The 25,318-nt window shown below is 70.6% G+C and carries 21 protein-coding genes and 2 pseudogenes; 12 read left to right on the top strand and 11 right to left on the bottom strand.

The genetic code is table 11. The annotated features are described in order from the left end of the window. Positions 1 to 22: 22 nt before the first annotated feature. On the top strand, positions 23 to 1,546 hold the full coding sequence (locus tag ACZ60Q_RS18105) for an NHL domain-containing protein (RefSeq protein WP_469635148.1): 1,524 nt from the start codon (positions 23 to 25) through the stop codon (positions 1,544 to 1,546). A gap of 52 nt (positions 1,547 to 1,598) precedes the next feature. Here ACZ60Q_RS18105 and ACZ60Q_RS18100 read toward each other — a convergent pair whose 3' ends face one another. Continuing rightward, complete coding sequence (locus tag ACZ60Q_RS18100; RefSeq protein ID WP_469635145.1) at positions 1,599 to 2,099, bottom strand: hypothetical protein; 501 nt, start codon at positions 2,097 to 2,099, stop codon at positions 1,599 to 1,601. A gap of 41 nt (positions 2,100 to 2,140) precedes the next feature. Continuing rightward, positions 2,141 to 3,235 (bottom strand): hypothetical protein, encoded by a 1,095-nt coding sequence (locus tag ACZ60Q_RS18095; protein WP_469635143.1) that lies wholly within the window; start codon positions 3,233 to 3,235, stop codon positions 2,141 to 2,143. A 391-nt stretch (positions 3,236 to 3,626) separates the two neighbouring features. Between ACZ60Q_RS18095 and ACZ60Q_RS18090 the strand changes: the two genes are divergently transcribed. Then, positions 3,627 to 4,346 carry a hypothetical protein gene (locus ACZ60Q_RS18090; RefSeq protein ID WP_469635140.1) on the top strand — a complete coding sequence of 240 codons (720 nt, stop codon included), beginning with the start codon at positions 3,627 to 3,629 and terminating at the stop codon, positions 4,344 to 4,346. A 64-nt stretch (positions 4,347 to 4,410) separates the two neighbouring features. Next, positions 4,411 to 6,246: an FG-GAP-like repeat-containing protein gene (locus tag ACZ60Q_RS18085; protein ID WP_469635137.1), complete on the top strand. Its 1,836-nt coding sequence runs from the start codon at positions 4,411 to 4,413 to the stop codon at positions 6,244 to 6,246. Between the two features lie 190 nt (positions 6,247 to 6,436). Here the strand turns inward: ACZ60Q_RS18085 and ACZ60Q_RS18080 are convergent, their stop codons facing one another. Continuing rightward, positions 6,437 to 6,853 carry a hypothetical protein gene (locus tag ACZ60Q_RS18080; protein ID WP_469635134.1) on the bottom strand — a complete coding sequence of 139 codons (417 nt, stop codon included), beginning with the start codon at positions 6,851 to 6,853 and terminating at the stop codon, positions 6,437 to 6,439. A gap of 313 nt (positions 6,854 to 7,166) precedes the next feature. On the opposite strand from ACZ60Q_RS18080, the gene ACZ60Q_RS18075 reads away from it, so the two are divergent. The 3 genes from ACZ60Q_RS18075 to ACZ60Q_RS18065 all read left to right on the top strand — a co-directional run bounded on the left by ACZ60Q_RS18075 (position 7,167) and on the right by ACZ60Q_RS18065 (position 10,424). Beyond that, entirely contained in the window at positions 7,167 to 8,033 is an 867-nt protein-coding gene (locus tag ACZ60Q_RS18075; RefSeq protein ID WP_469635131.1) for a helix-turn-helix domain-containing protein, read from the top strand. Further along, a complete protein-coding gene (locus ACZ60Q_RS18070; RefSeq protein WP_469635128.1) occupies positions 8,008 to 8,814 on the top strand; it encodes an SAM-dependent methyltransferase in 807 nt (268 codons plus the stop codon). Before ACZ60Q_RS18075 ends, ACZ60Q_RS18070 begins: the two co-directional genes overlap by 26 nt. A gap of 74 nt (positions 8,815 to 8,888) precedes the next feature. Next, positions 8,889 to 10,424 (top strand): helix-turn-helix domain-containing protein, encoded by a 1,536-nt coding sequence (locus ACZ60Q_RS18065; RefSeq protein ID WP_469635125.1) that lies wholly within the window; start codon positions 8,889 to 8,891, stop codon positions 10,422 to 10,424. Between the two features lie 24 nt (positions 10,425 to 10,448). On the opposite strand, the gene ACZ60Q_RS18060 is transcribed toward ACZ60Q_RS18065, so the two are convergent. Together ACZ60Q_RS18060 and ACZ60Q_RS18055 are read right to left on the bottom strand one after the other, a co-directional pair. Continuing rightward, positions 10,449 to 10,778, bottom strand: coding sequence for a nuclear transport factor 2 family protein (locus tag ACZ60Q_RS18060; RefSeq protein ID WP_469635122.1), 330 nt, complete (start codon positions 10,776 to 10,778; stop codon positions 10,449 to 10,451). A gap of 165 nt (positions 10,779 to 10,943) precedes the next feature. Beyond that, the gene (locus tag ACZ60Q_RS18055; protein ID WP_469635119.1) at positions 10,944 to 12,587 is read right to left on the bottom strand and encodes a flavin-containing monooxygenase; all 1,644 of its coding nucleotides are present in this window, start codon (positions 12,585 to 12,587) and stop codon (positions 10,944 to 10,946) included. Positions 12,588 to 12,973: 386 nt separating this feature from the next. On the opposite strand from ACZ60Q_RS18055, the gene ACZ60Q_RS18050 reads away from it, so the two are divergent. Together ACZ60Q_RS18050 and ACZ60Q_RS18045 are read left to right on the top strand one after the other, a co-directional pair. After that, on the top strand, positions 12,974 to 13,774 hold the full coding sequence (locus tag ACZ60Q_RS18050) for an SDR family oxidoreductase (protein ID WP_469635117.1): 801 nt from the start codon (positions 12,974 to 12,976) through the stop codon (positions 13,772 to 13,774). A gap of 113 nt (positions 13,775 to 13,887) precedes the next feature. After that, complete coding sequence (locus ACZ60Q_RS18045) at positions 13,888 to 15,981, top strand: serine/threonine-protein kinase (RefSeq protein WP_469635115.1); 2,094 nt, start codon at positions 13,888 to 13,890, stop codon at positions 15,979 to 15,981. Between the two features lie 45 nt (positions 15,982 to 16,026). Here the strand turns inward: ACZ60Q_RS18045 and ACZ60Q_RS18040 are convergent, their stop codons facing one another. Beyond that, positions 16,027 to 16,518 (bottom strand): hypothetical protein, encoded by a 492-nt coding sequence (locus ACZ60Q_RS18040; protein WP_469635113.1) that lies wholly within the window; start codon positions 16,516 to 16,518, stop codon positions 16,027 to 16,029. Positions 16,519 to 16,528: 10 nt separating this feature from the next. Continuing rightward, a complete protein-coding gene (locus ACZ60Q_RS18035; protein ID WP_469635110.1) occupies positions 16,529 to 16,981 on the bottom strand; it encodes a VOC family protein in 453 nt (150 codons plus the stop codon). A gap of 82 nt (positions 16,982 to 17,063) precedes the next feature. On the opposite strand from ACZ60Q_RS18035, the gene pip reads away from it, so the two are divergent. Beyond that, positions 17,064 to 18,032, top strand: coding sequence for a prolyl aminopeptidase (gene pip, locus ACZ60Q_RS18030; RefSeq protein ID WP_469635107.1), 969 nt, complete (start codon positions 17,064 to 17,066; stop codon positions 18,030 to 18,032). A gap of 143 nt (positions 18,033 to 18,175) precedes the next feature. Here the strand turns inward: pip and ACZ60Q_RS18025 are convergent. Then, positions 18,176 to 19,027: pseudogene (locus ACZ60Q_RS18025) on the bottom strand (aldo/keto reductase); the annotation flags it as partial. Between the two features lie 84 nt (positions 19,028 to 19,111). Here ACZ60Q_RS18025 and ACZ60Q_RS18020 point away from each other — a divergent pair. Both ACZ60Q_RS18020 and ACZ60Q_RS18015 read left to right on the top strand, forming a co-directional pair. After that, positions 19,112 to 20,761 (top strand): recombinase family protein, encoded by a 1,650-nt coding sequence (locus tag ACZ60Q_RS18020; protein WP_469635105.1) that lies wholly within the window; start codon positions 19,112 to 19,114, stop codon positions 20,759 to 20,761. A gap of 241 nt (positions 20,762 to 21,002) precedes the next feature. Beyond that, a complete protein-coding gene (locus ACZ60Q_RS18015) occupies positions 21,003 to 21,992 on the top strand; it encodes an aldo/keto reductase (protein ID WP_469635102.1) in 990 nt (329 codons plus the stop codon). A gap of 143 nt (positions 21,993 to 22,135) precedes the next feature. On the opposite strand, the pseudogene ACZ60Q_RS18010 reads toward ACZ60Q_RS18015, so the two are convergent. Beyond that, a pseudogene (locus tag ACZ60Q_RS18010) lies at positions 22,136 to 22,291 on the bottom strand (aldo/keto reductase); the annotation flags it as partial. Between the two features lie 251 nt (positions 22,292 to 22,542). Further along, positions 22,543 to 23,139 (bottom strand): RNA 2',3'-cyclic phosphodiesterase, encoded by a 597-nt coding sequence (thpR, locus tag ACZ60Q_RS18005; RefSeq protein ID WP_469635099.1) that lies wholly within the window; start codon positions 23,137 to 23,139, stop codon positions 22,543 to 22,545. Positions 23,140 to 23,241: 102 nt separating this feature from the next. Between thpR and ACZ60Q_RS18000 the strand changes: the two genes are divergently transcribed. After that, positions 23,242 to 23,826 carry a Uma2 family endonuclease gene (locus ACZ60Q_RS18000; protein ID WP_469635096.1) on the top strand — a complete coding sequence of 195 codons (585 nt, stop codon included), beginning with the start codon at positions 23,242 to 23,244 and terminating at the stop codon, positions 23,824 to 23,826. A 63-nt stretch (positions 23,827 to 23,889) separates the two neighbouring features. Here the strand turns inward: ACZ60Q_RS18000 and ACZ60Q_RS17995 are convergent, their stop codons facing one another. Continuing rightward, positions 23,890 to 25,224: an MFS transporter gene (locus tag ACZ60Q_RS17995; RefSeq protein WP_469635093.1), complete on the bottom strand. Its 1,335-nt coding sequence runs from the start codon at positions 25,222 to 25,224 to the stop codon at positions 23,890 to 23,892. Between the last annotated feature and the right edge of the window lie 94 nt (positions 25,225 to 25,318).

Below are 25,318 nucleotides of genomic sequence, written 5' to 3'. Positions count from 1 at the left end.
GGTGAACCGTGAAGGGATGACCATGAGCACCAACTCAACGGGAGCCACGGGCAGCGAGCTGCCCGCCACTGTGATCACCACGGTCGCGGGGACCGGGGTCGCCGGATTCAAGGGGGACAACGAGCCCGCTGTTTCCGCTCAGTTGAACCGTCCGTACGGGATCGCGGTGGACAGCCTCGGAACCGTCTACTTCTCCGACTACAACAACCACAGGATCCGGAAGATCACCACTGACGGGAAGATCAGCACGGTCGCGGGGAGCGCGGCCGGTTACAGCGGTGACGACGGTCCCGCTGTCTCGGCTCGGCTGAACTGCCCGCGCGAGGTGGCGGTGGACGGTGCGGGCGCCGTCTACGTCACCGACGCCGCCAACAACCGGGTCCGGAAGATCACCACTGACGGAACGATCAGCACCGTCGCCGGAACAGGCACCGCCGGATACGGCGGCGACGGCGGCCCCGCCACCGCCGCCCGGCTGCACTACCCGCTGGGCGTGGCGGTGGACAGCAGCGGTGTCCTCTACATCTCCGACCACAGCAACAACAGGGTCCGGAAGGTGACCGCCGACGGCACGATCAGCACGATCGCCGGGACCGGCGCGGCGGGGTTCAAGGGAGACGGCGGTCCGGCGCTCTCGGCTCAGCTGAACCGCCCGTACGCGGTGGCCGTGAACGACGCGGGCGTCCTCTTCATCGCCGATGGCAACAACCATCGGGTCCGGAAGGTCACCACTGACGGAACGATCAGCACCGTCGCCGGAACAGGCACCGCCGGATACGGCGGCGACGGCGGCCCGGCGACGTCGGCGCAGGTGAACCTGCCCCTAGGGGTGGTGGTGGACAGCGCCGGCTACCTCTACATCTCCGACTACAACAACCATCGCGTACGGAGGGTCGCGCCGGACGGCGAGATCACCACGATCGCGGGGACGGGCACCGCGGGGTTCGGCGGCGACGGCGGGCTTGCCGGCGCCGCCCAGCTGAGCAACCCGTTCGGACTCGCGGTGGACTGCGTCGACAGCCTCTACATCGCCGACCACCTCAGCAGCCGGGTCCGGAAGATCCCGTCGGCCAGGATGGCCGGACTGCCCGAGTCGGGCACGGTGGTCTCCTGGGCCAACGTCCGCAGCCGACTGCGGATGGGGGTCCACCGTGAGTCCACCAAGGACGGGGCCGAGATCCACCAGGCCCTCGCCTCCGCCAGGGACCACCAGCGGTGGCGACTCGTCGTGGCGGGCCAGGACGAGGGCGATGTCCTGTACAGGATCGAGAACGTGCGCAGCGGCAAGGTCCTGGAGGTCGTCGGAGGGGGGACGGTGGACGGGGCGGTGGCCGCACAGCGCGCCTACGAGGGAAACGACGCGGACCATCAGCAGTGGAAACTGATCCCTGTGGGCTCGCCGGCCGACACTCCGCGGGTCTATGAGATCGCGAACCGCAACAGCCGGCTGCTGCTGCGCGCCGAGACCAACGCCCCCACGGTGATCAAGCAGTACGGGGCACAGGGCGACCACCGCGACCGCCAGTGGCAGCTGCTTCCGGTGTGACACACGAGTGGTCAGGGGCGAGGACGCCCCTGACCACTCGGACCTACGGGGTCTACTGGGAGTCGGACGGCTTCTCCGCGGTGGCCTTGGACGCCTTGGGGGGCTCCTCCGCCTTGGGGGAGGCCGGCGGCTCGGGAGCCTTGAAGTCGCTCCTCTTCGGCGCCTGCAGGCCCTCGTCCTTCTTCAGGTCGCCGTTCTGCGTCACCGTCTCGCTGGACGTCCGCATGCCGGCCGCAGCCGCGCCGGACACCGAGGCGGGGTCCTGGGCGTACTGGGACTGCGCGCCGGCGGACTCCTGGGTGGTCTGGATGAAGGAGGCGAGGAAGCCCAGGACGGCCCGCGCTTCGGGCGACTGCTCCTGAACGGTCTTCGCCCGGTGGGAGGCCCCGTGCAGCCCGCTGGTGAACAGGCTCGTGGTCGTGTCGTCGTACGTGGCGTCGTCGGCGTCCTCGAAGTCGACGTCCGCCCCGGGTTGTGGCCTGTCGCGGTCGGTGGTCACCGAGAAGAGCCCGGCGCCCCTGCCCGCGGCGCCGAAGACGTTGCTGAACACCATGGTCGTCACCTCTGGTCGTTGTGGCGGCGTCACCCGCCCGGTCAAGGCTGCTTGAACAGCTCTCGGTCACTGTCGGTCAGGCTCTCGCCGTCGAACATCGTGTGGTGGACCTCCAGAGCGGAGACGACCTCGGCCAGCCCCTTCATGCGGAAGCCGCCGCCGGCCAGGTCGATGTCCCCGATGTCCCGGGCGACCAACTGGTCGAGGCCGGGGTAGTCCCCGGACTGCGGGGGAGCGAGGACGGTCACCGGCACGGCGTACTTCACCGCGAGCAGCCCGGAGAAGGTCACCGGGATCTCGTAGGAGTACTGCTTGAGGGCACGGCGCTGCGTGACGATGGTCTCCACCCTGGAGCCCGGCGGGACCTTCCCGGAGATCTGGGACTTCGAGGCCCAACTGGTGGTCAGGGAACCGCCGACGGATGCCGTGATGCCCAGGGCCAGAGCGGCGTTGAGCGCGGCGGTGCCGGAGGCGCTGCCCGTGGTCGTGAAGTCCACCGAGCCGGCCATCGAGGCGGAAGCGGAGTTCGTCATCCCGTTGGTCACCGCTGTGTCCACGGTGTTGGCGTTGTCCACCCCCACGCTGTCCTTGCTGTTCTTGTTGGTCACCGTGTTCGCGTTCTTGTTCGACATGTCGTTCTTGAGCTGCGTCCCGAGCTGCGTCTGCAGGTTCAGACCGAGCTTGTTCTGCAACTGCAGTTGCAGCTGGGCGCTGACGCTGCCGCCGAACGTGAGCTTGGAGTCCCCCGAGAGTGACCACGTGGCCCCGTTCGACACGTTGAAGTCGACCGCGTCGGTGAAGGTCATCTCGGACTGGCCGCGGTTGACGTAGGTGCGCGAGGAGAACGTGTCGGGCGGGGGCTGGGTGATGTTGCGCCGCTCCTCGATCAACGGCTCCCCGAGGTTCATGTAGGCGAGCCACCCGAGCCCGTGGGCGGAGCCCGAGAAGGCGCCGAAGCTCGACTTGTTCACGGAGAACCCGACGGGCTTGTGGCGCACACCGTAGTCGTCGACGTAGACCAGGTTGGGGTGCTCCAGGATGGCCTGCCAACTCTGCTCGATGTTGAGTTCCCGCAGGTTCTTCTTCGTCAGCGGCTGACGTTTGGCCCGTTCCAGGTTGTACGCATGGGAAGGCAATTTCTGTCCTCGACTGATCTGGCCGAAACCGCGCTCGGTTAAAGGTAAACAGGAATCTGCACCCGTTCCGGAAAGCGAAGTTAGCAGGGCCCCCACGGGCCGAGAAGGAAACCCCGAGCATCACACTCGAACGGGTGATCAAGATTTCCCTGTTGCCCCTGATCACCCGATCGATAGCGATCCGGCACCCCCACACACCGCCATGACCTCGAATGATGCCGCTTTGAACACATTTACCTCGATCATGCGTTCGCCATGGATTCGCTCCGGTCGGCAGCGATTCGAGCGCACGGAAGCACCACGTGATAAACCACATCACTGAGCGCCCGACGCATTGTTCTCCGTGCCCGACGCATTGTTCTCCACATCAAGAACAGGTGAGGTTTTCGCGATGTATACCCAGGAACGCACCGCAATGACGAATTTGGTCGTCGGCGGCCCGGTGGCGGTGAACAGTTACGACAACGCGATCGTGGCGGCACTCGTCGAGAATCGGCCAGTCATGCTCGTCCACGCCTTCAACGGCGGTTATCTGCGGCCCGCCGAGCTGAAGGAGGAGAGCCACGACAAGGGCGTCAAACTGGCCACCGCGCTCGACCCCGCCACCAAGGAAGCACAGGGCCATCTCTGGCACATCACCCCCGGCGGCTTCTTCGGCCAGCGCCCGCTGTACTTCGTCGAGAGCGCCGCGGGCCAGGTGTCACCCCGTCCCGCCGGCGCGGCCGGCCCGGACACCGGGCGCGGCGACGACGGAACGCCCAAGCCGCAGCGCAGGCGTATCACCGTCCACCAGGACGCTCCTCAGAGCACGGCCGACACCGTGCAGGTCGGCCTGCCCGGCAAGGTCGGCGACAAGTGGCGCGGGAAGAACGGCGCGACGGAGGACACCCAGCTGTGGGTCGTCACGGTGACACCGTGGGGCGGGATCACCTTCGTGCCGATCACCCATCCCGACGCCATCCTCGGGTTCAAGGACCACACGGTGGCGAAGGACAGCGAGGCACGTCTCACCTACAACTGGGGCGGGGACTTCACGGGGACGGTCATCAACACGTTCTACCCGCGGCTGCCCAACGAGTGGGACGTCCCGTACCACCACGTCTTCACGTGACCCGCCGCCGTCGCGCCGCCCCCGTCCCGAGTCAACGCCCCAACCGCCCGGAAGAGGCACCACGATGCCCGTGCCCACTCAAGACCTGAAGCTGGAGATCGTCAACGCCGCCACGGGGCAACCCCTCGGCGGCAGGGCCGCGGCGAGCGCGGACGGGAAACTCGTCGTCCGCGATGTCCCCGATGACGGCCCGAACCCGGAGCAGTGGCAGTTCACCCCCGCACAGCCCGCGCAGGACGACCCGTCCTACGTGATCCGTAACGCGGTCAGTGGCAAGGTGCTCGACAACCCCGCCGCCGCGGACCGCGGCGTCCGCCAGTGGGACGCCGCCGCGAACAAGAAGGGCCAACAGTGGCGCCTCGTCCCCGTCGAGGGGGAAGCGGGCCTCTACTTCATCGAGGGCGCGGTCGACGGCGCGGTCCTCGACCTCGACGAACCCGGCGAGGACGACACCCGGATCGTCCTGCGTGAGTACGACGACAGTGCCGAGAGCCAGCGGTGGCGCCTCGTCCCGGCCGAGCCCGAACGCACCAGCGACCTCGTGCTGAACTGGGCGCCGCTGAGCCACTGGAACAGCCGCCGGTCCTGGCGGCTGGACCACACCAGGACCGCGCTGCGTCCGGCACCCGACGCGACGCCTTCCTTCAGCGACGTACTGCTGGTCCTGGAACGGTTCGGAAGCGACCAGGACGCCGGCGGGTGGAAGACCGAGAAGCCCCACCGCTGCCCAGGCGGCCGGACGGACCGGTGGGCAGGGCTCGGTGAACGGTTCCTCGCGGACACCACGGGAACGGGACGGAAGGACATCGTAGGACTCAAACCCGCGAAGGGAGCGGTGACTTCGACCGGCAGAGGTGACGGGACGTTCGCTGACGACGAGCGGGTCCTGCACGCACCCGCGTCCTCCGCGAAACCGACGGACCTGTGGACCATCGCGGACACCACGGGGGAGGGCCGTCCCCGCGCGGTCGTTCTGTCCGCCGAGGGTGTCCGGGTGTCCTCTCCTGACGCGGGCGGCACGTTCGCGCCCGCGGGCGGCGAGCTGGTCCTCAAGGCGTTCGGACACAGCCCGCAGGCCGGGGGGTGGCTCGCCGACGACCACCCCCGGTTCCTCGCCGACACCACCGGCGACGGCAGGCTCGACATCGTCGGCTGCCACGACGACGGCCTCTGGCTGTCACTCCAGGACGAGGAGGGGACGTTCGCACCGCTCGCCGGCGAACCCGCCCTCAGGGCGTTCGGCCGAAACGAGGAGGCCGGTGGCTGGCTCGCCGACAAGCACCCCCGGTTCCTCGCCGACACCACCGGCGACGGCAGGCTCGACATCGTCGGCTGCCACGACGACGGCCTCTGGCTGTCACTCCAGGACGAGGAAGGGGCGTACGCCGAACCGCGGTACGTTCTCGACGACTTCGGGGTCGACCAGGGCTGGAGCTCCGTCGGGGAGCACCCCCGGTTCCTGGTCGGAACCACCGGCGGCGGAGTACCGGATCTCGTCGGCTTCGGCCCGCTGGGCGTCGTCGTCGCGCTCGGGCGTGGCGACGGCACGTTCGAACCCTCCCAGCTCGTCCTGAACGACTACGGACAGGCCCAGGGATGGACGAGCGGCAAGCACCTCCGGCTCCTCGCCGACGTCACCGGCGACGGAAACCCCGACATCATCGGATTCGGCGACGAGGGCGTCTGGGTGTCGCACGGCCTCGGCGGCGGCCGTTTCGAGCAGGCCCAGTTGGTGTGCCGCGGATTCGGATACAACGAGGACGCGGGCGGCTGGCGGGTCGACCGCCACCCCCGCTTCGTCACCGACATCACCGGCGACGGGCGCGTCGACATCGTCGGCTTCGGCGGCCCGGGAGTACACGTCGCGCGCAACCTCTTCCGCCGCTTCACCAGCCGGTAACCGATAGCCGGTAGCCGATACCCGATGGCCCGAGAGCAGCCACAGCCCCGCTCCGCCCGGTGCGCCCGGCCGGAGCGGGGCTCGCCGCGCTTGCCGGCGCGCGAGCGGAACATCCGGCCGACGCACCACCGGCCCGGGTCGCGCTCCGGTCGCGCTGCTGGTTCCATCGAGGCCCACCGTCCGGAAGAGGTCAGTCCCGCTGGTCCGGGGCGGCGGTCCGTACCAGGGAGACGGGCTCCGTCTGCTGGTTGGAGGCGGAGACGCGGGTGGTGTGGCGGGTGAGGCGCAGCCCCATGGCCGTGAGCACATCCGTGTCGTAGAGCGCGCACAGGAGCGCCGCCGCGGCCGGGAGCGACAGCGGGGTGGCCGGATTGTGCCCGAGCAGGGCCGCCGTGTCGGGGTCGTTGAGGGCGGCCTGCCCGGCGTGGGCGAGCACCTGACGGGGGTCGTCGACGATGAGCTCGTCGATCTGGATCCGCTGGGCGCGGACGCGCAGGTCGAGCGGGCGGGCCGGGGCGGGCCTCGGGGCCCCGACGACGGACCGGAGCTTCGGGTGGGCCGGACGGATCAGGTGGGTCAGGTGGGTCAGATCGGTCAGGTTGTTCATGCGGTGGGCTCCAGAGAACGGGCCGCCGGAACGACGGTGCGCGGAACGGCTGGGGCGGAACGGCTGGGCCGGGGGCGGGACGGCTCGGGTGGTGGGGCGGTGGGGCTGGGCTGAGCATGGGGTTGACGCTGGGGGCAAGATCGGTCCGGTCTCACCGAGTTGGCGTGAGGTGGAGTCGGACATGCTTACCTTGAGAGCGCCGTGCGACCGTCGCAAGGTGCGCTGTGTGCAGTGTGCGCAGACTGCGCGGAATGTCGGATAGATCGAGCCGAAGCGGGACCGGGGCAGGACCGGAGCCGGGAGGGGGGAAACCGTGGCGCGCGAGAGGTCGGGGCGGACGGCACGGCATCTGGTCCTGGTGGCCCGCCTGCGGCGGCTGCGGGAAGGTGCCGGCCTTTCCGTCCCCCAGGTCGCCACGCAGCTGGGGTGGCATCCCTCGACGCTGCGGCGGCTGGAGCAGGCGCAGACCTCCCTCGACGTGGGGCAGGTGTCCGCCCTGCTCGCCGTCTACGGGACGGGTGCGGCGGAGACCGACGACATCATGGGGCGGCTCAACGCGGCCAACATGCCCGGCTGGTGGCATCCGTGGCGCGATGCGATGGCACCCTGGCTGATGGACCTGATGAGCGTGGAGTCGGCGGCCGGCGTCGTACGCACCTGGGACCCGGCGCTGGTGCCGCTGCTGCTGCGGACCCCGGCCTACGCGATGGCCGTGGACAGGATCAGGTGCCCCGGGGACCCGGCCGGGCGGCAGCGCCGGGCGGACTTCCTGGTCGAGCGTCAGAAACGGCTCCAGGAGCAGCAGACCCGGATCTGGGCCGTGCTTCCCGTCACCGCGCTACGCGTCCGGGTGGGCGGCGACGAGGTGATGCGTGAGCAGGTCAGGACGATCCAGCAGGTGGCGGAGCGCGGGGACGTGACGGTGCAGCTGCATCCCGAGTACGCACCGCCGCACCCGCTGACCGGTGTCCCGGCGCTGACCCTCTACCGGGTGGAGACCCGGGAGATCGCCGACCATGTGGTGCGGGAGGGCGGGCTCCCCGGCGCGGCGGAGGTGTGGGACAGCCCCCACCCCGTGCAGACGTATCAGGGAATGCTGGACGTGTCGTGCGTGATGGCGATGCGGCCGGCCCGAACAGGAGAGGTGTTACAGGATGAGTACGACCGGAAATGGGCCTGAACTGCCCGCGCAGATCGACACGAGCGTCGCGCACTCCGCACGTGTCTGGAACTACTGGCTCGGCGGCAAGGACAACTTCCCGGCGGACCGGGCGGCGGGCGACGCCTACCGGGAGAAGTACCCCCTGATCGAGACGTTCGCGAAGGAGTCGCGGGACTTCCTGCGTCGCACGGTCACCCATCTCGCCAGGGACGCCGGAATCCGCCAGTTCCTGGACGTCGGCGCGGGGCTGCCGACCGCGAACAACACGCACGAGGTCGCCCAGCGGATAGCCCCGGACTCCCGGATCGTCTACGTCGACCACGACCCGCTGGTGCTCCTGCACGTCCACGCGCTGCTGACCAGCACCCCCGAGGGCGCGACCGCCTACGTCGAGGCGGACATGCGCGACACGGAGGCCGTGCTCGCCGGGGCCGCCGAGACCCTGGACCTGACCCGGCCCGTCGCCCTCGTGATCAGCGACGTCCTGGGGCACATCGTGGACTGGGACGACGCCCTGTCCCTGGTGCGGCGGCTGGTGGACCGCCTGCCCTCCGGCAGCTACCTCTCGCTCAGCCACTCCACCGCCTCCGACGACGCCCACCGCGCCGTCCAGGACGAGTACAACGCGAGCGGCGCGATCCCGTACATCTTCCGGGAGCCGGAGACCACGATCGCGTTCTTCGAGGGGCTGGAGATGGTGGAGCCGGGCATGGTGTCCTGGCCGAACTGGCGGCCCGACGCGAACACCGGCACCACCACGGCCCGGGCCGGGTGGGGCGCGGTCGCCCGCATTCCCTGACCCACGTCCGCAACTGCCGCGCCGCGCACGGAACCTCCCCGCGCGCGGCGCGCACGGCCCGCAGAGGCTCGCACATGAGCAGCACAGGCACGACCGACCACGAGGCCACCGGCCCGCGGGGTGCCCGGCACGGGCGGGAGACGGCGGACCGGCTGCTGCTGGCGGCGACACGTTCCGGTGCGCACCTGATCGCCGAGGCCGCGTCGCTGGTCCAGGGGTGGGCGGTACTGGCCGACCCCATCGCCGGGGCCGTCTACAGCACCCCCGCCGCCGCGGCGGCCGACGGCGTACACGCGGCCGCCGCGCCACTGGAACACCCCTACTGCACGCAGCGCCCGGCGGCCGGAGCCGTCCTCGTCCTGGCTCCGGCGCCCACCGTGCCCCCGGGGCACACCGACCACGTCGCCACGACCACCGCCGCTCTCCTGGAGGTGCGCGGACAGCGGGCGGCCGAGCTGCGGGGCGAACAGATGCGGCTGCACACCACCCTCATCCGGCTGCTGCTGACGGGCCACACCGCCGCCGTCACCGAGACCCTCGGCGGGAACAGGCTCACCCATGTCACGGTCTACCGGCTCTCCGGTGCCGACCTGCCCACCGCCCACGAGGTTCTCTGGCGGGCCGTACGCCCCTCGATCGCCCCGCACGCCGACGCCTGCACCCTGATGGGCCGGCCGGACGGCGAGCTGGTCGTCGCCGAGCTCCACCACGGCGGTGACGACGGGCGGATCCTGCGCCTGGTCTCCCGGCTGAGCGAACGGCACCACCTGCTCGCGGGCATGGCCGGGCCACTGCCCCTGGCCGAGATGCCCACCGCCCACAGCGACGCCGCCGCCGCCCGGCACAGTGCCACCCCCGACTGCCGCATCGTCCCCGCCGACGCCATGGGCACCTCCCGGCTCACCCCCCTCCTGCCCACCGCCCCGTACGCCCGCTGGGCGGGATCCGTGCTGCGCCCGCTGTCCCCGGCCCACCAGCACCTGCTCCTGGTGTGGCTCCGCACCGGCAGCAAGCCCCGCGCCGCCGCCGCGCTCGGCCTGTCCGCCGGCACCGTCCGGGCCCGGATACGTGACCTGTCCCGGCTGCTCGACGCGGACCTGGAGGACGCGACCGTCCAGGCGCATCTGCTGCTCGCCCTCCGCGCGCCCGCCACCGGCCTCGACCCCGACCCCGACCCCGACCCCGACCCCGACGACACCAGCGACAGCCCCAGCCGCAGCCGCAATAGCGGTGGCGGTGGCGGTGGCAGTGGCGGTGGTGGTCCGTCCGGCCCGGCCCGGCTGGAGGCGCTGCCGGACGATCTCCTGGACACCGAGGCGGCCCGGACCTGGGCCGTCGGCCTGGTCGGCGGTCTGGAGCCGCATCTACGGATCGCCCTGGCCTGCTGGCTGCGCCACCACGCACGGACCGCCCCCGCCGCGGCCGAACTGCACGTCCACCGCACCACCCTGGCCGGCTGGCTCACCCGGTGCGCCGAACACCTCGCGCGCAACCTCGCGGACGCCACCGTACGCGCCGAGGTCCACCTCGCACTGAAGGCCACCCGGACCGGGCCCGACGACCCGACAGCCCTCCCCCGGCGCGGCGGCCGCACCTACCGCCGCCTGTGACCGGAACCGAGCGGGCGACCGGTCTCAGGACATCGCCCGGCCCGTCGCGAAGCGGCTGACGCGGTCGCCGGCGACCGTGAAGACCCAGCGGGTCCGCATCGTGCCCCAGGTGTCGTTGGTGTAGTCGACGACGAGGGTGCGCCCGTCGTCGGAGGCGTCCACGACCCTCATGCGGCCGTTGGCCTCGGGGGAGAAGATCTCCTTCTCCGTCCAGGCCGCCACATCCCGTTCGCTGCCGTCGTCGGACATGGTGGCGTCCTCGGTGAGGACGTCGGCGAAGAAGGCGTCCTTGTCGCCCGCGTTCACCGCGGCGATGAACCTCTCCACCACCGGGTCGCTGATCGATGAGGTCATCGTGTTCCTCCTCGGCGCGTCCGGGAACGGGCGTCCCCGAGATCCTCACCGAGTCTCTGTCGGCACGCCCGCCACCGCATGTCGGGCGTGCCGGACCGCATAGCCCGGTGGCGCCCCGCCCTGAGCCGCCCCCGCGCCCGTGACACCCCCTTCCGGGGCGGCGGATCAGGCGGGCGGACCCGAGAGGGTGAAGCCGGTGTAGCCCTCACGCGCCGAGGCGTCGCACTCCTCCCGGTAACGGTCGGCGCCGCCGACATAGGCGAGGAAGACCCGCGGCTTGCCCGGGACGTTGGCGCCCAGATACCAGGAGTCGGCGGCCGGATAGAGGGTCCCGGAGGCGAGTTCCGCGACCTGGGCCGTCCAGGCCGCCTCGGCCTCGGGGGTGGCGTCGATCTCCGTCATGCCGTTGCTCCGCAGATGAGCGACGCAGTCGGTGATCCACTCCACGTGCTGCTCGATGGAGACGACCATGTTGGTGAGCACCGACGGGCTCAGCGGCCCGGTGACGGTGAAGAGGTTGGGGAAGCCCGCCGAGACCAGGCCCAACTGGTTCACGGGTCCGTCCGCCCACTTCTCACGGAGGGTGACACCGCCCTTGCCCACGATGTCCAGGGCGAGCAGCGAGCCGGTGATGGCATCGAATCCGGTGGCGTGGACGATCACGTCGACGAGATGTTCCCGGTCCGCGGTGCGGACGCCCTTCGGGGTGATCTCCTCGATCGGGGTCTCGCGCAGGTCGACCAGCGTCACCTGCGGTTTGTTGTACGTGGCGTAGTAGCCGGTGTCCAGGCAGGGACGCTTGGTGCCGAAGGGGAAGCCGCGCGGCGAGAGCCGTTCGGCGGTCCGCGGGTCGTCGACGATCGAGTCGATCTTGGACCGGATGAACGCGGCGACCGTCTCGTTGGCCTCCTCGTTCACCAGGATGTCGGTGTACGAGCGGAGTATCGCGCTGAGCAGGCCCTCCTGCCAGGCGGCCTCGTAGGCGGCGGTCCGCTCCCCGTCGCCGACCTCCAGCGCGGAGCGGGTCGGCATCTCGCAGACGCTGCCGCCCTTGGACCGCCGCTGGGCCGCCCGGAACTCCGGGTAGCCCGCCTTCCACTCGGTGACCTCGGTGGCGGTGAGCGGGCGGTTCCAGGCCGGGAGCGCGTACGCCGGGGTCCGCTGGAAGACCGTCAGCTCGGCCGCCTGCTCGGCGATGAGCGGGATGACCTGAACGCCGGAGGAACCGGTGCCGATCACCGCGACCCTGCGGCCGGTGAAGTCGATCTCCTCCTGCGGCCAGCGGGCGGTGTGGAGCACGGGGCCGGCGAAGCTGTCGGCCCCGGGGACCCCCGGGTCCTTCACGGTGGAGGTACAGCCCGACGCCATCACGAGGAACCGGGTGGTCACACTCTCCCCGGTATCGGTGGAGACCTGCCAGAGGTGCCGCTCCTCGTCGTACACCGCCCGGGTGACCCGGGTGTTCAGCGTGATGTCCCCGCGCAGGGCGAACCGGTCGGCGACATGGTGGAGGTAGCGCAGGATCTCCGGCTGGGTCGCGTACTTCTCGCTCCACACCCACTCCTGGTCCAGCTCGGGAGAGAAGGAGAAGGAGTACGACATGCTCTCGATGTCGCAGCGGGCGCCCGGGTAGCGGTTCCAGTACCAGGTCCCGCCGACATCGGACCCCGCCTCGAACACGCGGGTACGCAGGCCGAGTTCGCGCAGCCGGTGGAGCTGGTAGAGACCGGCGATCCCGGCTCCCACGACAACGGCGTCGAGCGGCGGGGCGTCGAGCGGCCGGGGGGCGGGCTGCGGGGTGGCGTTCATGGGAGAGGTCCTCCTGAGTCGCGGCTTGCGTGGGGGTCGCGCCGTCCCGGTGCGGAGCACGGCAGCCCGGCCGACCCGGCCAAGAGGACGCGCCGCCCGCGCGTGCTCTTCGCGAAACGGAATCCTTCTCCACCGAAGGCCCTTTGGGAAGACCGCCTGCGCCGTGACACCGCCCGCCCCGGGGGCCGCACCCGGGGCCGCTCGGACCGGGAGGCCGCCCGGGGGGAGGACGGCCCGGCACCACAAAGATCGGGTCGGCCGACCGGTCGGCCGACCGGGAAGACGGTTCACCGCAGGTCAACGCAGGTCAGCGCGGCGCAAGGGCGTCGCCCGCATGTCCGGAAACGCCATTGACGTGACCCGTACGGGTCGCGAAGGATCACCGCGTGACGATCTCCGAACAGCCTCCGCCCGCCCCCGGATCGACCCGCCCCATGGCCCTGATCACCGGCGTCGGCCGCAGCATCGGCATCGGCGCGGGCATCGCCCGCCGACTGGCGGCCACCGGCTGGGACGTCGCCTTCACCTACTGGACCCCGTACGACCGCCGCATGGACTGGGGCGCCGAGCCGGGGGCCGCCGCATCCATCGCGAAGGAGCTGACGGAGGCAGGGGCCCGTACGGCGGCGATCGAGGCGGACCTGACCGACCCCGACGCGCCGACGCGCATCTTCGACGAGGCGGAACAGCGCCTCGGCGGGCCGGTCACCGCGCTCGTCCTCTCGCACGCGGAGTCGGTGGACTCGGGGCTGCTCGACACCACCGTGGAGGCGTTCGACCGGCACTTCGCGGTGAACTCCCGGGCCAGTTGGCTGCTGATCCGCGAGTACGGGCTCCGCTTCCGCAGCGCGCCCGGCACCACGACAGGCCGGATCGTCGCGCTCACCAGCGACCACACCGTGGGCAACCTGCCCTACGGGGCGAGCAAGGGGGCCCTGGACCGCATCACGCTGGCCGCCGCGCACGAGCTGGCCCACCTCGGGGTGACGGCCAACGTCGTCAACCCCGGCCCGGTGGACACCGGCTGGATGAACGACGAGCTCCGCGAGACCCTGGTGCGGGGCACCCCGCTCGGCCGTCTCGGCACCCCGCGGGACACCGCCCACCTGGTGGGATTCCTGTGCTCCCCCGAAGGCCAGTGGGTCAACGGCCAGTTGCTGAAGAGCAACGGCGGCGCGGCTTCCTAGGCCCCGATCCGCACCGTGGATCGCCGGTACGTGAACCGACACCTCACGTCAGTGCGTCCGGGCGGGACGGAACGTCTAATCTGGCGTGGTCCATGTAGTGCACAGGGGGTCGTATGCACAACGAAGACAGGACCGGCAGAGCGGGCGACGGGGCACGGGGTCCCGAGGACCGCCGGTCGGGAGACGACCCCCGGGGGCCGGACGCCGTGGCGCCGCAGACGTGGCCGAGCACACCGCCGCACGGCGCTCCGCCCTCTCCCCGGACCGTGATCGACGGCCGCTACGAGCTGTTGGAGCCGATCGGCAGCGGCGGGATGGGCGAGGTCTGGAAGGCCCACGACCGGCGGCTGCGCCGGTTCGTCGCCGTGAAGGGCCTGCTCGACCGGAACTCCATGACCGCGGCCACACAGGCGGCGGCGCTCCAGCGGGCGCGGCGCGAGGCGGAGGCCATCGCCAAGATCGAGCACCAGAACGTGGTGACGGTCCACGACCAGGTCGAGACCGACAACCAGGTCTGGATCGTGATGAAGCTGCTGGAAGCGCGGTCCCTGGGGGACCTGCTGAGCGGCGACGGGGTCCTCGCCGTACCGAGGGCCGCGAACATCGGCCTCCAGATCCTCCAGGGCCTGCGAGCAGTCCACGCGGCATCGGTCGTCCACCGCGACGTGAAGCCGGGCAACGTCCTCGTCCGCGACGACGGCCTCGCGATCCTGGTGGACTTCGGCATCGCCACCTTCGAGGGCGCGGACCGGGTGACCCGGTCCGGAAGCGTCATCGGCACCCCCTCCTACCTGGCACCCGAACTCTTCACCCCCGCCTCCCCGGGCCCCACTCCCGCCTCCGACCTGTGGGCGCTGGGAGTCACGCTGTACGAGATGGCCGAGGGCCGCGCGCCCTTCGCCGGGCACGAGGTCTGGGAGGTCCAGGAGAACATCCGGCAGTCCCCGGACCCCGCCCTCCGCTACGCGGGGCCCCTCGCCCCCGTCATCCAGGGCCTGTTGATCACGGACCCGCGGGAGCGCCTGGACGCCGCCACGGCGGAGGCGATGCTCCGTGAGGTGCTCGGGGACCCCGCCGCACCGAACGCGGCCCGGGCCGCCTCGGCGACGCACCCGCCGACGGCCGTCGCCACACCCACCCCCTCAACGCCCACGACGCCCACGCCCGGCCCCGCCGCCCCTCCGCCCGCACCGGCGCGGGCGCCGGCGGGGCCCCCGCCCCCGCCCGCCCCTGCGGCGGGCGGGCCGCCCGGCCGGTACCGGGGCCGGAAGGTGGCCGCGGCGGTGGTGTGCGTGGCACTGCTGGCCGGCGCGGGCTGGATGGTCGCCCAGGGCAACGGCGAGAAGGGCGGGGGCGGCGACCGGTCGGACTCCGTGCAGGGCCAGGGCGAGGGCCCCGCCGGCAGCGGCTCCCAGGAGCGGTGGAAGGACACGCATCCCACCCTGGAGATCGGTGTCAAGGACGACCAGCCCGGACTGAGCAAGTTCGACAAGAAGACGCGTACGTACAAGGGGTACGACATCGACCTGGCGTACGCGATCGCCGAGAGCATGGGCTACACCAAGGGCGAGGTCGCCTTCACCACGGTCGCCACGGACTACCGGAGCACCGCGCTGAAGACGAAGCAGGTGGACCTGGTCATCGCGTCGTACAGCATCACCGACGACCGCAAGACCGCCTCGCCCGGCGGCTACAGCGTCGATTTCGCGGGCCCGTACTACGAGGCGAGCAGGGGCTTCCTGGTCCGCGAGAAGTCGAGCAAGTACACGATCAACGACTCCAGTGACCTGCGGGACCTCGGCGTCGAGGTCTGCACGGCGCGGGAGTCGACGTACGAGAAGGCGCTGCCGAAGCAGGGCTTCACGATGGCGAAATCGCAGCCCAACACCTACCAGGACTGCCTGGACAAGCTGCTGGATCCCCAGTCCGACGTGTACGCGGTGGCCTCCGACGACATCATTCTCGCCGGGTACGTCGAGGCGAACCCGGGCAAGGTGCGGCGCCTGGAGAACATCCAGGGCGCCGAGGGCTACGGCGTGGCGATGCGGCCGAAGACCCCGATCCTGAAGGGCGAGGTCTGCTCGGCGCTCCGCACGATCCTGGACGGCAGGATCTGGGAGGACATGTACAAGGAGAACCTGTCCGGCCTGGTGGGCAACAAGAACCCGCCGGGCCTCCCGGACCTGACGGAGTGCGCGGGGTTCTAGGGTGCTCGGCACCGCCCCGGCGCACAGCCCCTGACGGTCCCGGGCTCAGCGCCCGGGGAACCGCTCCCCGCACCGGCCGCAGAAGACCGGTGCGGGGTCCTGCGACAGCCGCCCGCACTCCGGGCAGACCCGGTCCAGCATGCAGGGCCCCTCGCCGCCCTCGTACGCCCCGCCCGGCGGCTTGATCGCGAGGCCGGGGCGGCGGCGGTGGACGGTGAGATACACAAGCCCGTCGGGCCCGGCGACCAGCGCACGCCGTGACGTGCGGGGCAGCCAGAGGACGGCGCCGGGCCCCAGATCCAGGACCGGCCCACCCTCCGCGGTCCTGGCGCGCCCCCTGCCCTCCAGCACGACGAGGAGCACATCGAGCACGTCCTCCTGATGCTCACCGACCTCGGCGCCCGGCGGCAGGCGCACCAGATTGGCGTCCAACTCCCGCCCCTGCTCGGCCAGCTGCCACAGCGCGCCGCGCTCGCCGGGTTCGATGGAGGCGAGGATGTCGTCGAGGACGGCAAGGATCCGGGGAGCGGCGTTCACGGCGTCCAGGCTACGCGGCGTCCGGGACGGGCGCGCCGTCCGCCGCGACGCAGAACTCGTTACCCTCCGGGTCGGCCATCACCACATGGTGTTCGTCGACCTCCGCCAGCACGGACCCGCCCGCCGCCACCAGCCGCACGGCCTCCGCCCGGATGCGGGCCCACCGCTCGGCAGGGGTGCCGTGGCCCGCGATCCGTACGTCGATATGGAGCCGGTTCTTCGCGGTCTTCGGCTCGGGGACCTTGAGGATGGCGAGCCCGGGGCCGGCGCCTTCGGGGTCGCAGAGCCACGCGCCGTCGTCCGCCGTCTCGCCCTCCGGCAGGTCGAACCGGGCGAGCCACTCCTCCCGGGTCGCGAAAGGCGGCGGCGGGGGCCGGTCCACATAGCCCAGGGCCGACTTCCAGAAGCCGGCGAGGAGTTGGGCGTCGGCACAGTCCAGGGTCAGATCGATACGTGTGGTCATCGGCCAGACAGTACGGGAGGCCTCCGGCGATCGCACCCGCGTAACGTGACCCACCGCCCACCGCACCGAGGGGAACGACACCGTGCACCGCGAACCGAACGACCCGTACCCGCCGATCGAACCGTACGGGAGCGGCCTGCTGGACGTCGGCGACGGCAACCACGTGTACTGGGAGGTGTGCGGCAATCCGGACGGCAAGCCGGCCCTCGTGGTGCACGGCGGCCCCGGCTCCGGCTGCGCACCCCGTCCCCGCCAGTACTTCGACCCGGACCGCTACCGGGTGGTCCTCTTCGACCAGCGGGGCTGCGGACGCTCCACCCCGCACGCGAGCGACCCGGCGACGGACATGTCGCACAACACCACGGCCCACCTGATCGCCGACATGGAACGCCTGCGCGAACACCTCGGCATCGACAAGTGGCTCCTGTACGGCGGCTCCTGGGGCTCGACGCTGATCCTGGCGTACGCCGAGGAGCACCCGGAGCGAGTCACGGAGGCGGTGATCCCCGCGGTGACGACGACCCGCCGCAGCGAGATCGACTGGCTCTACCGGGGCGTCGGCCGGCTCTTCCCCGAGGCCTGGGACGCCTTCCGCGCGGGCGTCCCCGAGACGAGCGACCCGAGCGGTCCGGTCGCGGCGTACGCCCGCCGCATGGAGAGCGGGGACGCCGCCGTACGGGAGAGGGCCACGGCCGACTGGTGCGCCTGGGAGGACGCGGTCATCTCGACGGAGACGGTCCCGGGTCCGCCCCCGTACAGCAGCCGCCCGGACCGGGCCCAGCAGGCGTTCGTCCGCATCTGCTCCCACTACTTCGCCCACGGAGCCTGGCTGGAGGAAGGCCAACTCCTCGCCCGCGCCCACCGCTTGACCGGCATCCCCGGAGTCCTGGTCCACGGCCGCTTCGATCTGGCGAGCCCCCTGATCACCGCCTGGGAACTCGCCCGCGCCTGGCCGGACGCCGAGCTGACGATCATCGACAACGCGGGGCACCGGGGCGGCACGGAGACCCGGCGGGCGGTATTGGGGGCGCTGGACGGCTTCGCGGGGTGAGGCTGACGGACGGGTCCGTCAGCCCCCGGCCCGAGGGAGAACGCCGTCCCGGACGCCCCCGGCCCGGGGAAGGACACCGTCCCGGCCGCCCCCGGTCCAGGAAGGGGCGGCGGGCGGACCGGGCGCGCGGACGCTGCCCGCCCCTACCAGGCGAACGCCTCCGGAGACGGCCCCGGGCCCGGGAAGATCTCGTCCAGGCCCGTGAGAACGGCCTCGGGAAGGTCCAGTTCCAGGGCGCGCAGGGCGCTGTCCAGCTGGTCGGCGGTGCGCGGGCCGACGATCGGGCCCGTGACGCCGGGGCGGGTCAGCAGCCAGGCCAGGGCCGCTTCGCCGGGTTCCAGGCCGTGCTTGTCGAGCAGGTCCTCGTACGCCTGGAGCTGGGAACGGGTGGCGGGGTCGGCGAGGGCGTCGGCCGCGCGGCCCGAGGTGCGGCGACCGCCCTCGGCCGTCTTCCTGATGACGCCGCCCAGCAGGCCGCCGTGCAGCGGCGACCACGGGATGACGCCGAGGCCGTAGTCCTGTGCGGCCGGGATGACCTCCATCTCGGCGCGGCGCTCGGCGAGGTTGTAGATGCACTGCTCGCTGACCAGGCCGAGCGAACCGCGCCTGGCGACCAGCTCGTTGGCCTGGGCGATCTTGTAGCCGGGGAAGTTCGAGGAACCGGCGTACAGGATCTTGCCCTGCTGGACCAGGACGTCGATCGCCTGCCAGATCTCGTCGAAGGGCGTGTTCCGGTCGACGTGGTGGAACTGGTACAGGTCGATGTGGTCGGTCTGGAGGCGCTTGAGCGAGGCGTCGACCGCGCGCCGGATGTTCACGGCCGAGAGCTTGTCGTGGTTCGGCCAGGCATCGCCTTCGGCGGCCATGTTCCCGTACATCTTGGTGGCCAGGACCACCTTGTCGCGCCGGCCGCCGCCCTGCGCGAACCAGGTGCCGATGATCTCCTCGGTGCGGCCCTTGTTCTCGCCCCAGCCGCAGAGGTTGGCTGTTTCGAATCATTCATTTTGACGCCATGAGCTCGATTACATACCGTCACATCTTGCGCACTGAAAGTGCCGCAGGGGAGAGGGAGAACGAGCATGGCGAGAGTTCTGGGCGTGATTCGTCTGTCGAGGGTGTCCGACGAGACAACGTCACCGGAGCGGCAACGTCGGTCCATCCAGCGATGGGCCGATCAGGAGGGGCATGTCGTCGTGGGGTGGGTCGAGGACATCGACGTATCCGGTGGGGTCGAGCCGTGGAAGCGCCCTGGATTCGGCAAGTGGCTTCCCTCGACCATCGGAAAGGAGGCGAGTGCCGTCGAGCACCGGATCGCGATGGAGGAGTCACGTGCGGACGAGTACGACATCGTCTGCGCGCTGAAGATCGACCGGCTCTCGCGCCGCGTGCTGCATGTGCACACCCTCCTGGAGTGGTGCGAGAGGAATGGCAAGGAAGTCGCGACCGTCGAGGACGGGATCAACCTCAACACGCAGATGGGGAAGCTCCTCCTGAGTCTGATCGCTTCCTTCGCGGAGGGGGAGCTCGAAGCCATCAAAGCGAGGGCCAAGTCGTCCTACAACCACCTGGTGAAGGAAGGGCGCTGGCGCGGAGGCCGCACACCGTACGGCTACCGCGAGGAGAAGCAGGAGGCCGGCGAGGGCTGGAAGTTGGTCGTGGACGACTACGGGACCAACACGGCCGGAACGCTTCGCGAGATCGTCCGTCGTCTCATCGAGGGAGAGTCGGCGAACAGCATCGCGCAGTCGCTCAACGAGGACGTGACGAAGACGCCTACGTCGCTCGATGCCCAGATGATCCGCAGCGGCAAGATCCCGAAGGGGAGTCGCTGGACCGCCGCGAACACGTCGAAGGTCGTGCGCTCCCGTTGTGTCCTGGGGCAGATGGAAGTGACCGAGGAAGTGATGAGCGACGGGCAGAAGACGAAGCGCCGTCGGGTCGTCCGGGACTCGGATGGCCAGCCGCTCCAGCGCGCGGAACCTCTGATCACGCAGGAGGAATGGGAGCTGGCCAACCAGAAGCTGGACGAGAACACCAGTAAGCGGAAAGGCAACCGCAAGGGCGGATCACCCTTGCTCCGGGTCGCGTTCTGTACGTGCGGAGAGCCCGCGTACCTCGGGCCTGGCCGTAGCTGGCCCTACTACCGCTGCGCCTCCCGAACCACACACAAGCCGTGCCCGACCGGAAGCAAGGGCATCGCAGCGCACACGCTGGAGGATGCCGTGGAGAAGGCGTTCCTCCTCGCTGCCGGAGACGTCGAGATCGTTCGAAAGGTCTTCCGTCCGGGCGTGGACCACACGCGCGACATCGAGGAAGTGAACCGAGCCCTCGCAGACCTGCGGGAGGACCGTGAGGCGGGTCTCTACTCCAGCGAGATGGGCAAGCAGGAGTACCGGGAGACCTACAAGCGACTGGACGCACGGCGCGAACAGCTCCTCGCACTGCCCACGCGCCCGGACACCTGGGAGGAAATCCCGACGGGAGAGACCTACCAGGAGCGATGGGGCAAGCTGTCTACCCAGCATGAGAAGGGGAAGGAACTCCGTACCGCAGGGGTCAAGGCCGTGATCCACGCCGAGCCGATCACCGGGCTGACCGCCGCGCAGCTCATGGCCCCCGAGGGGCATGACGGAATGTCGCAGCATCCCGTCGAAAGGGTCCAGGTCCTGATCCCGATGGACTTCAAGCAGCGACTGCGCAACATGGCGGTGGTACACAGCGAAAGCTGATCGAGGACAGAAAACGGTAGGGAGGGGCCCTGCGATCAGGGCCTCTCGGCATTTGCAGGATGCTCGACAGGTCGCCGCCGTCAGCCCTCGACTGCACGAGACCGAGTCCGGGCCGAGCGAGCAACCAGTGTCATTCGGGGAGCCGAAGTGGCCTACGTTTATTGGTGTTGTCGCATAAACAGGGATGGCCGGTCGAGGGGCTCTTGCCTGGAGTGAGCTCGAAGCAGTTGGCTTGTACCTCATGAAGTACACACAGCTCGGACGCACCGGACTCAAGGTCAGCCGCCTCGTCCTCGGGACGATGAACTTCGGTCCGCAGACCGACGAAGCCACCAGCCACGGCATCCTGGATGCCGCGATCGATGCAGGTCTGAACTTCGTGGATACCGCAAATGTGTATGGGTGGGGCGAGAGCAAGGGCCGCACCGAGGAGATCATCGGGACCTGGTTCGCCAAGGGCGGCGAGCGCCGCGACAAGACGGTCCTGGCCACCAAAGTGTACGGCGGCATGGCCGGCGACGGTGAGTCGTGGCCCAACCATGACCGGCTCTCCGCGCTGAACATCAAGCGCGCCGTCGAGGCCTCCCTGAAGCGCCTGCAGACGGACTACATCGACCTGTACCAGTTCCACCACATCGACCGGCGGACGCCGTTCGACGAGATCTGGCAGGCCATCGACGTACTCATCAAGGAAGGGAAGATTCTCTACGCCGGATCCTCCAACTTCCCCGGCTACAAGATCGCCCAGGCAAACGAGGCGGCCGCCCGCCGCGGCATGGTCGGCCTCGTCTCCGAGCAGTGCCTCTACAACCTCGCGGAGCGCCGCGCCGAGATGGAGGTCATCCCGGCCGCCCAGGAGTACGGCCTCGGCGTCATCCCCTGGTCGCCGCTGCACGGCGGCCTGCTCGGCGGCGTCATCAAGAAGGAGTCCGAGGGCAAGCGCCGGACCCAGGGCCGCTCCGCCGACGCCCTGAAGAAGACCGAGGTCCGCGAGCAGGTCCAGACGTACGAGAACCTGCTCGACAAGCACGGCCTGGAACCCGGCGAGGCCGCCCTCGCCTGGCTGCTCACCCGCCCCGGCGTCACGGGCCCGATCGTCGGCCCGCGTACGAAGGACCAGCTCGACAGCGCCCTGCGCGCCGTCGAACTGGAGCTGAGCGACGAGGTCCTCACCGGCCTCGACGAGATCTTCCCCGGCCCGGGCCCGTCGCCGGAGGCCTTCGCCTGGTGAGGCAGGGAAACTGAAGGAAGGGCTGCTGTCTCCCACCTGCCTCAAGGCCAATGGGAGGCAGCGGTCCGACAGGACCCAGGGGCAGGTACCCGGCCGAGACAGCATTGTTCGCAAGTCGGCTTGCAAGCCTGGCGTCAAAGTCGCATCTTGGATGTGTCGAAGAAGTTCAGGCCCGCGCCGAGCGCGGAGTCCATGATCGCGTGGCTGTCCGACTCGTTGGTCTGCGGGCCGAAGTTCATCGTCCCGAGGACGAGCCGACTGACCTTGAGTACTGTGCGTCCGAGCTGTGTGTACTTCATGACGCCCCAGCCAACTCCTTCGAGTCCACTCCAGGCAAGCGTGCGCCCCGGACACGCCGGGTGGGCAGGACTTCCGGGCGGGCAGGGCTTCCCGGCCACGCCGGTCGGCGTGGCACGCCGGCCGGGCAGCCGCCGGTGATCAGCCGCCCAGGGCGGCCCCCACGGCGACGACGACGAACATCAGCACGAGCACGGCCGCCATGATGCGGTTTCTGGTCTTCGGGTCCACCCTTCGAGCGTAACGGCATCGCTCACCGGCCCAGCGGCCAGGCCCGCACCGCCTCGTAGCGGGGCCGCTCCCCCGGCACCCCGGACACCGGCAGAACGCTCTCTACGAGACTCAGCTCACCGGCCTCCCAGCGTTCCCCCTCGAACCCCGCCAGGGCCGCGGTGAAGGGCCTCAGCTCCGCCTCGCCCCGGCTCCGGGCCAGCGTGAGGTGCGGGGCGTAGCGGCGGTGCTCCTCCATCGGCAGCCCGGCCCGCCGGGCCGCGGCGTCGGCGCGCTCGGCGAGCAGCCGCAGCATGTCGAGCCCGCCCGCGGCCCCGGCCCACAGCGCCCGACCGCCGAAGTGCCCCGCACCGTGCACCCGGAGCGGAAAGGGCTCGGTGCGGTGCGCGGCCCGCTCCAGGCGCGCGTACAGCTCCGGCAGGACGTCCCCGGGCACCTCGCCGTAGAACGCCAGCGTGACGTGCCAGCCCTCGGGGTCCGTCCAGCGCAGGTCCGCCGCTCCGGGCAGTGTGTGGAGCGGGGCGAGGGCCCTGCGGAGGTCGGCGACGGCCCCGGCGGGCGGCAGGACGGCGGCGAAGAGACGCCGGGTGGGCGGACGGCCGGAGCTGTGGCTGCTCATGCGCGCGAGTCTCGCAGGTCCGGGCGTGTCCAGGGCGCCGGGCCTATCGTTGTCCTACGCGGCTGCCCGCACGCCCGTGCGGCAGCGGGGAGGAGCGGCACGATGACCGTCGTAGACACCGACAGGATCGACATGGCCGACACCAGCGACGAGCGCACCCTGGACATGATGTTCGAGTGGCTTGAGCCCGTCCCCGAGGGATTCAAGGTCGAGATCGTCGAGGGGACCGTCCACATGTCGCCACAGCGGGACACGCACTGGCGGATCATCTTGGGCATCATCAGGCAGTTGCTGCCCCGCTATCAGGAGGACCGACTGCTGTCCGATGTGCGCATCGACTTTCCTGGGCTCCTCAACGGCTTCGCCTCGGATGTCGCAGCCCTTGCCACGGATGCCGCCAAGAGCACCGACGGCTACTGGCGCTACCAGGACATCGAATTCGTCGCCGAGGTGATCTCCAGGAGCACGGCCGCCAACGACTACGGCTCCAAGAAGGCCACCTACGCCCTCGCCGGTGTCCCCGTCTACCTCATCGTCGATCCGTACACCGGAACGTGGCACCTGCACACCCTCCCGAAGGAGGACGAGTACCGCAGTGTCCTGAGCCTCGACTTCGGCACCCCTGTCGATCTCACCTCGACCGTCGTCGGCCTCGTCCTCGCGACCGACGCCTTCCCCCGCGACTGACCCTGCCCGAACACACGAGAACCGCCCTCCTCCCGCTCCGGGAGGAGGGCGGTTCCGTGACGGTCACGCCGCCGTAGCCAGCTGCTCGCGCGGGACGAAGCGGACGTGCGGGCGGCCCGGGCGGAGGTCGACCTTCAGGCGGAGGCCGCCGACGCGGGCGAGGGCGAAGCCGACGCCCAGGGCGGCGATCACCGAGATCGCGCCGCCGGCCGCGAAGCCGACGCGCGCGCCGTACGTGTCGCTGATCCAGCCGACTATCGGGGCGCCCACCGGCGTACCCCCGGCGAAGACCATCATGTACAGGCTCATCACCCGGCCGCGCATCTCCGGGTCGGCCGCCATCTGGACGGTCGTGTTCGCGGTGATGTTCGTGGTCAGGCCGAGCATGCCGATCGGGACCAGCAGGATCGAGAACAGCCAGACCGACGGGGACAGCGAGGCGGCGATCTCCAGCAGTCCGAACGCCGTGCCCGCCACCACCAGCATCCGCAGCCGTGTGGAGCGGCGGCGGGCCGAGAGCAGTGCGCCGGCCAGCGAGCCGGCCGCCATCAGGATGTTGAAGAAGGAGTACATGCCCGCGCCGCCGTCGAAGATCTCGTCGGCGAAGGCGGTCAGCCAGATCGGGAAGTTGAAGCCGAACGTGCCGACGAAGCCGACCAGGACGATCGGCCAGATCAGCTCGGGGCGGCCCTTCACGTAGCGCAGGCCCTCGCGGAGCTGCCCCTTGGCGCGGGGGACGGTCACCGATGCGTGCATCTCGTGCGTCCGCATCATCAGCAGGCCGACGAGCGGGGCCAGGAAGGAGAGGCCGTTGAGCAGGAACGCCCAGCCGCTGCCGACCGTGGTGATCAGGACGCCCGCGACGGCGGGGCCGATGAGCCGGGCGGACTGGAAGTTCGCCGAGTTCAGGCTGACCGCGTTGCGCAGTTGCGCGGGGCCGACCATCTCGGAGACGAACGACTGGCGGGCCGGGTTGTCGACGACGGTCACCATGCCGAGGAGGAAGGCGACCAGATAGACGTGCCAGACCTCCACGACCCCGGAGAGGGTCAGGACGGCCAGCGCGATGCCGCACAGGCCGAGCATGGCCTGGCTGACGAGCAGGATCCGCCGCTTCGGGAGACGGTCGGCTATGACGCCGCCGTACAGGCCGAAGAGCAGCATGGGGAGGAACTGGAGGGCCGTGGTGATGCCGACGGCCGTGGCGGAGCCCGTCAGGCTCAGCACGAGCCAGTCCTGCGTGATGCGGGACATCCAGGTACCGGTGTTGGAGATCACGGCGCCCGTGGCGAACAGGCGGTAGTTACGGATCTTCAGCGACGAGAAGGTCCCGCCGGTCTTGCTCTCGTGGGTGGAAGTCGGTGCGGGGGCGGAGTCTGCTCCGGATCCCGTACTCAAAAGGGTTCGCCTCCTCGGGCGTCTGCGGCGTTCGGTCCGACGAGGACGTGACGACGGGCGCTCCGGCGGCGCTCCGCCGCCGGACCGGCTGGTG

The sequence above is a fragment of the Streptomyces sp. NPDC104313 genome (assembly GCF_055583985.1).
This window is presented reverse-complemented; position numbering and strand designations above follow the sequence as displayed.

Bases quoted from the DNA above. Each gene is read 5' to 3' on its own strand.
- ACZ60Q_RS18060 (WP_469635122.1), bottom strand. From the start codon at position 10,778: ATGACCTCATCGATCAGCGACCCGGTGGTGGAGAGGTTCATCGCCGCG.
- ACZ60Q_RS18020 (WP_469635105.1), top strand. From the start codon at position 19,112: ATGGCGAGAGTTCTGGGCGTGATTCGTCTGTCGAGGGTGTCCGACGAG.
- ACZ60Q_RS18070 (WP_469635128.1), top strand. From the start codon at position 8,008: ATGAGTACGACCGGAAATGGGCCTGAACTGCCCGCGCAGATCGACACG.
- ACZ60Q_RS18035 (WP_469635110.1), bottom strand. From the start codon at position 16,981: ATGACCACACGTATCGATCTGACCCTGGACTGTGCCGACGCCCAACTC.
- ACZ60Q_RS18090 (WP_469635140.1), top strand. From the start codon at position 3,627: ATGTATACCCAGGAACGCACCGCAATGACGAATTTGGTCGTCGGCGGC.
- ACZ60Q_RS18065 (WP_469635125.1), top strand. From the start codon at position 8,889: ATGAGCAGCACAGGCACGACCGACCACGAGGCCACCGGCCCGCGGGGT.
- ACZ60Q_RS18100 (WP_469635145.1), bottom strand. From the start codon at position 2,099: ATGGTGTTCAGCAACGTCTTCGGCGCCGCGGGCAGGGGCGCCGGGCTC.
- ACZ60Q_RS18000 (WP_469635096.1), top strand. From the start codon at position 23,242: ATGACCGTCGTAGACACCGACAGGATCGACATGGCCGACACCAGCGAC.
- ACZ60Q_RS18105 (WP_469635148.1), top strand. From the start codon at position 23: ATGAGCACCAACTCAACGGGAGCCACGGGCAGCGAGCTGCCCGCCACT.
- ACZ60Q_RS18055 (WP_469635119.1), bottom strand. From the start codon at position 12,587: ATGAACGCCACCCCGCAGCCCGCCCCCCGGCCGCTCGACGCCCCGCCG.
- ACZ60Q_RS18085 (WP_469635137.1), top strand. From the start codon at position 4,411: ATGCCCGTGCCCACTCAAGACCTGAAGCTGGAGATCGTCAACGCCGCC.
- ACZ60Q_RS18045 (WP_469635115.1), top strand. From the start codon at position 13,888: ATGCACAACGAAGACAGGACCGGCAGAGCGGGCGACGGGGCACGGGGT.
- ACZ60Q_RS18015 (WP_469635102.1), top strand. From the start codon at position 21,003: ATGAAGTACACACAGCTCGGACGCACCGGACTCAAGGTCAGCCGCCTC.
- thpR (WP_469635099.1), bottom strand. From the start codon at position 23,139: ATGAGCAGCCACAGCTCCGGCCGTCCGCCCACCCGGCGTCTCTTCGCC.
- ACZ60Q_RS18080 (WP_469635134.1), bottom strand. From the start codon at position 6,853: ATGAACAACCTGACCGATCTGACCCACCTGACCCACCTGATCCGTCCG.